Annotated in this window: 5 protein-coding genes and 1 pseudogene; 1 reads left to right on the forward strand and 5 read right to left on the reverse strand. The window is 71.8% G+C overall.

Features of this window, described 5'->3' with window-relative positions; translation table 11 throughout:
• Positions 1 to 845: pseudogene (locus J1M37_RS05645) on the reverse strand (hypothetical protein); the annotation flags it as partial.
• Positions 846 to 850: 5 nt separating this feature from the next.
• Positions 851 to 1,597 (reverse strand): DedA family protein, encoded by a 747-nt coding sequence (locus tag J1M37_RS05650; RefSeq protein ID WP_043280898.1) that lies wholly within the window; start codon positions 1,595 to 1,597, stop codon positions 851 to 853.
• A 200-nt stretch (positions 1,598 to 1,797) separates the two neighbouring features.
• Between J1M37_RS05650 and J1M37_RS05655 the strand changes: the two genes are divergently transcribed.
• On the forward strand, positions 1,798 to 2,391 hold the full coding sequence (locus J1M37_RS05655; RefSeq protein WP_020626481.1) for a hypothetical protein: 594 nt from the start codon (positions 1,798 to 1,800) through the stop codon (positions 2,389 to 2,391).
• 99 nt (positions 2,392 to 2,490) lie between these two features.
• On the opposite strand, the gene J1M37_RS05660 is transcribed toward J1M37_RS05655, so the two are convergent.
• Genes J1M37_RS05660 through J1M37_RS05670 form a run of 3 tightly spaced genes read right to left on the reverse strand, consistent with a single transcriptional unit; the run spans position 2,491 to position 4,944 of the window.
• Positions 2,491 to 3,294 (reverse strand): amino acid ABC transporter ATP-binding protein, encoded by an 804-nt coding sequence (locus J1M37_RS05660; protein ID WP_036314233.1) that lies wholly within the window; start codon positions 3,292 to 3,294, stop codon positions 2,491 to 2,493.
• 1 nt (position 3,295) lies between these two features.
• Complete coding sequence (locus tag J1M37_RS05665; RefSeq protein ID WP_020626482.1) at positions 3,296 to 4,126, reverse strand: amino acid ABC transporter permease; 831 nt, start codon at positions 4,124 to 4,126, stop codon at positions 3,296 to 3,298.
• Complete coding sequence (locus J1M37_RS05670; protein WP_036314235.1) at positions 4,123 to 4,944, reverse strand: ABC transporter substrate-binding protein; 822 nt, start codon at positions 4,942 to 4,944, stop codon at positions 4,123 to 4,125. Before J1M37_RS05670 ends, J1M37_RS05665 begins: the two co-directional genes overlap by 4 nt.
• Between the last annotated feature and the right edge of the window lie 29 nt (positions 4,945 to 4,973).

The raw sequence follows: 4,973 nt of genomic DNA on the forward strand, positions 1-4,973 counted from the left end.
GGGGTGGAGCGGTCCGGCAGACGCAGGTCGGCGGGGGCGGAGGCGGCGTCCGCGGCGACGTGGCCCAGGTCGGACAGCCAGGCGGTCGCCGTGTCCCGGGGGATCCGCACCGTCAGCACGCCCGCGGCGGCCGGCGCCATGGACGCCTGGTCCGCCTCGAGCATCAGGCTGCCGTCCGGGAGGAAGACCACCGCGTCCCACACCCGGCGGTTCTCCACCTGCTCCGGGGCGTCGACCGCCGAGTCCAGACGCGAGCCGATCACGTCCGGGTCGTTGGCCATGCGCTGGCGCACCTCGGTGCGGAGCGCGTCCCAGCCGTCGGGGGTGAAGAGATCGGCGGTCTCGAGCACGCGGTCCTCGCGGGCCGAGTACCAGATCACGTGCGAGGTGGACACGGAGTCCGTGCCGCGCCGCTCCGTGGCGAGCAGGCGGGCCGCGGCGATGTCCTCGGCCACGACGGCGAGCTGCGGCTGGATCTCCAGGCGCGGGTCCGCGCTCGGGTCGGTGTCCCGGCGGTACTGGTCGATCTGGTCGCGCACGGCCCCGGCCATGGCGTCCGTCCAGGCCGGCGCCCCGGACACCTGCAGCCACGCCCCGTGGTGGTCCGGGTCCTCGCCCTCGAGCACGGCGACGCTCGCCTCCGGCACCCGCTCGAGGTCGTGTGAGGGGACCTCGACCGTGAACGGGGCCATGTCCATGGACGGCAGGGCGGAGGCCGCCGTCGTGGCGGGCGCAGGCTCGGGCTGCGGCTCGGTGCGAGCACAGGCGCTCAGCGCCACCAGGGCGACGGCGGCCAGGCCGAGGGCCGCGCGGCCACGGCGGGGGGAGGGCAGGACGGGGTGCATGCGATTCACTTCCGGTGGTCGGAGGACTCCAGGATGGCCTCGACGCGGGCGGCCATCTCATCCGCGGTCGGCGGGCGCCAGTCCGGGTCGTTCCGGCGGCGGGCGTCACGGCGCAGGCGCAGGACCACCCAGATCGCGAGGAAGGCCAGGATCAGGACCAGGACGATGTTGGAGAAGACGTCCGCGTACTCGGAGACGACGTGGAACCGCTCCCCGAGCGCGTAGCCGCCGTAGACGAAGATCGCGTTCCAGATCAGGGAGCCCAGCGCCGTGAACAGGGTGAACTTCGCGAGGTTCATCCGCTCGATGCCCGCGGGGATGGAGATCAGGGAGCGGAACACGGGGACCATGCGGCCCAGGAACACGGTCCAGTAGCCGTATCGGATGAACCAGCGCTCGGTCTTGGCCACGTCCTCCATGTCCACCAGCGGCATGCGGTCCGCGAGGCGGTACATGCGGTGGCGGCCGAGCCACGCGCCGAGGCCGTAGAGGGCCAGCGCTCCGACGATCGAGCCGACCGTCGCCCAGACCAGCGCGGCATGCGGGCTGAAGGCGCCGCCGGCCGCGGTGAAGCCTGCCAGGGGCAGGATCACCTCGGACGGGATGGGCGGGAAGATGTTCTCCGCGAAGACGGCCAGGCCGACGCCGATCGGGCCGACCGCCTCCATGATGTCCACGACGATGTTGCCGAGCCAGCCGTAGTCGGTGGGCGCGGCGGCGGCCGCGGTCAGGGGTGCGACGAGGGGGAGCATGCGCCCCATTGTCCATCATCGACGGCCTCGGCGACGTGGTGGAGGCGTCGACGTCGTCCGCTCTGCGCGCACAGCCGCGCCTCCGGGCGGGCGGGAGCGGGCTGCCGTTGGTACTGTCGGAGGTGCAGACCGCTCACCGACCGTTCGCGCCACACCCCACTCCACGTGCGTGCCGCGGGCCCTACTGGAAGGAAGACTCCATGAGCATCGTCCAGATTCCGCTGCGCCTGGCCTCCGGCGCGTTCATCCTGAACTCCGGCCTGAACAAGCGCGGCATCTCCGCGGAGCAGGCCCAGGGCCTGCGCGACATGAGCGCCCGCGGCCTGCCCGCGCTGGCCAACCTGTCACCGGAGCAGTTCAAGAAGTTCCTCGTGACCACCGAGATCGGCGTGGGCTCGGCCCTGCTGGCCCCGTTCGTCCCGGGCTGGCTCGCCGGCTCCGCCCTGACCGCGTTCTCCGGCGGTCTGTTCTCCATGTACCTGAACACGCCGGAGATGACCGAGGCGGACGGCGTGCGTCCGTCCCAGGAGGGCACCGCCGTCGCCAAGGACATCTTCCTGGTCGGCTCCGGCCTGGCCATCGCCGCCGACTCCGTGGCCAACCGCCCCGGCAAGCGTCGCAAGGCCGCCAAGAAGCGCGCCGCCCGCATCGAGGGCGCCCGCGACGCCAAGGTGCAGGCCATCCGTGATGCCCAGGACGAGAAGGTCGCTGCGATCCACGCCGCCCGTGAGGAGCAGGTCGCCGCGCTGCGCGAGGCCCGTGACGAGCTGAAGAAGCTGCGCAAGAAGGCCTGACGCCCCCGCCGCATGCCTGAGGGGCCCCGCCCGGACCATGGTCCAGGCGGGGCCCCTCACGCATGCGCCCGCCCACCGGGGCACGGCGGGTGGGCAGGCTCAGAGGTCGATCTCGGTGGGGTGCAGCACGCGGCGCAGGAAGTCCTGGGTGCGCGGCTGCTGGGGGTCGGAGATCACCGCGGCGGCCGGGCCGGCCTCCACCACGACGCCGCCGTCCATGAACACGACCCGGTCGGCCACCTCGCGGGCGAAGCCCATCTCATGGGTGACCACGAGCATGGTCATGCCGTCGCGGGCCAGCTGACGCATGATCGCCAGGACGTCGCCGACGGTCTCGGGGTCGAGGGCGGAGGTGGGCTCGTCGAAGAGCATCAGCTGCGGGTCCATGGCCAGCGCACGGGCGATCGCCACGCGCTGCTGCTGACCGCCGGAGAGCTGGTCCGGGTAGCGGTCCTCGAGCTCGGCCAGGCCCACGCGGGCCAGCTGCCGACGGGCGACGTCCACCGCCTCGGCCTTGCCCCGCTTGAGCACCTTGAGCTGGGCCACGGTGCAGTTCTCCAGCACGGACAGGTGCGGGAACAGGTTGAACTGCTGGAACACCATGCCCACGTGCCGGCGCAGCACGTCCAGGTCCACGTCCTCGTCCGTGACCGTGAACTCACCGACCGTGACGACGCCCGAGTCGGGCTTCTCCAGCAGGTTCACGCAGCGCAGGAGGGTGGACTTGCCCGAGCCGGACGGGCCGATCAGGCACACGACCTCGCCGGGGGCGACGTCGAGGTCGATGCCGCGCAGCACGTGGTTGGCGCCGAAGGACTTGTTGAGGCCGGCCACGTGCACGCCGGCGGCGTCCGCGGCGGCCACCGCGCCGAAGGATCCGGTGATGGGGTTCTGCTGGGCCATCTCAGTGCCCCTTCTTGGTCGAACGGGCCTCGAACCGGCGGGCCAACAGGGACAGCGGCACGGTGATCACGAGGTAGAACAGGCCGGCCACGAGGATCGGCGTCATGCCGGCGTCGAGGGCGGAGATGCCGTCGCGGCCGAACTTGGTGAGCTCGTACTCGTGCGCGGCCAGGCCGAGCACGTAGACCAGCGAGGAGTCCTTGGTCAGGAGGATGACCTCGTTGGTGAGCGGCGGCAGCACGATGCGGAACGCCTGGGGGATCACGATGGTGACCATGGCCCGCCACGTCGGCATGCCGAGGGACCGGGCCGCCTCCATCTGGCCGCGGGGCACGGCCTGCAGGCCGGCGCGCAGGGTCTCGGCGATGTACGCGGCCGAGACCATGCCCAGGGCCACCATCACGACGACGGGGATCGGCCAGGACACCCCGAACGCGAAGGGCACCCCGTAGCCGAAGGCGAGGAACACCAGCAGCGCGGGGACGCCGCGGAAGAACTCCACGTAGGCGGTGGCCAGCCACCGGTACGGGCCGAACGAGCTCAGGCGCATGAGCGCGAGCACGATGCCGCCCAGCAGGCCGACGACGAACGAGGTGACCGTGTAGAACAGCGTGTTGCCCAGCCCCACGAGGATCACGTTGGGGAACATCGGGGCCACGGCGGGGAAGTTCAGGACGTTCTCGGCGAGCGCGCCCCAGTCGATGAGGACGGCCAGGACGACGAGGGCGAGGACGAAGACGGCCGCCTGGATGATCAGGGACAGCCGACGACGGCGGCGCGCGCGGCCGGGCTTCATGGCCGGTGCCGGCGAGACGGGGGCCTGCGTGCTCATCGGTAGTCCTCCTGTGCCTGACCGAACCAGCGCTCCTGGAGCTCGGCCACGGTGCCGTCGTTGCGCAGCTCCTGCAGCGCGCGGTTCACGGCGGAGCCGAGCTGCGCCTTCTGCGGGCCGACCGCCATGCCGAGCTGCTCGCCCGTGGGCAGCGACTCGACCACCTCGAAGCGATCGTCGTCCTTGAGGGAGTAGAGCAACACGGACTGGTTGCCCAGGGCGGCGTCCACGGTGCCGGCCTGCAGGGCCTGGACCTGCATGCCGCCGTCCTCGAACTGCACGGGGCTCAGGCCGTTCTGCTGGGCGTATTCGTCGCCGGTGGTCGCGGCCTGCACGCCGATCCGGCGGCCCTTCGCGGAGTCGACGTCGGTGATGCCGGAGCCCTTCTTCGCGACCAGGACGAGGTCGTCGTCGAGGTAGGGGAGGGTGAAGGCCATGACGCGCTGACGGGCCTCGGTGATGGAGATCGACGAGGCGTTCACGTCGCAGCCGGTGAGCGAGGCACCCGACTCGATGGCCTCGAAGGAGGAGTCGATCACGTTCACCCCGAGGCCCAGCTTCTCCGCCACCGCCTCGACCAGCTGGATGTCGTAGCCGGTCAGCTCACCGTTCTCCTCGAACTCGAAGGGCGGGTAGGGGACGTCGGAACAGACCGTCAGGACGCCGGGCTGGACGAGGCCGTACGAGGTGCTCAGGTCGTCGTCGGACACGATGCCGGCGGATCCGGCGTCGCCGCCGAGGACGGCGCAGCCGGTGAGCAGCGCCGCCGACGCGGTGAGCCCCACGGTGCCGAGGAGGCGGGAGTGGATGCGGGTCATGGAGGGCCTTCTGTGTCGCCGTCGGGAGG

The organism is Micrococcus sp. KRD012 (genome assembly GCF_017168555.1).
GTDB lineage: Bacteria > Actinomycetota > Actinomycetes > Actinomycetales > Micrococcaceae > Micrococcus > Micrococcus luteus.

Coding starts and splice junctions, on each gene's coding strand:
- J1M37_RS05655 (WP_020626481.1), top strand. CDS start 1,798: ATGAGCATCGTCCAGATTCCGCTGCGCCTGGCCTCCGGCGCGTTCATC.
- J1M37_RS05665 (WP_020626482.1), bottom strand. CDS start 4,126: ATGAGCACGCAGGCCCCCGTCTCGCCGGCACCGGCCATGAAGCCCGGC.
- J1M37_RS05650 (WP_043280898.1), bottom strand. CDS start 1,597: ATGCTCCCCCTCGTCGCACCCCTGACCGCGGCCGCCGCCGCGCCCACC.
- J1M37_RS05670 (WP_036314235.1), bottom strand. CDS start 4,944: ATGACCCGCATCCACTCCCGCCTCCTCGGCACCGTGGGGCTCACCGCG.
- J1M37_RS05660 (WP_036314233.1), bottom strand. CDS start 3,294: ATGGCCCAGCAGAACCCCATCACCGGATCCTTCGGCGCGGTGGCCGCC.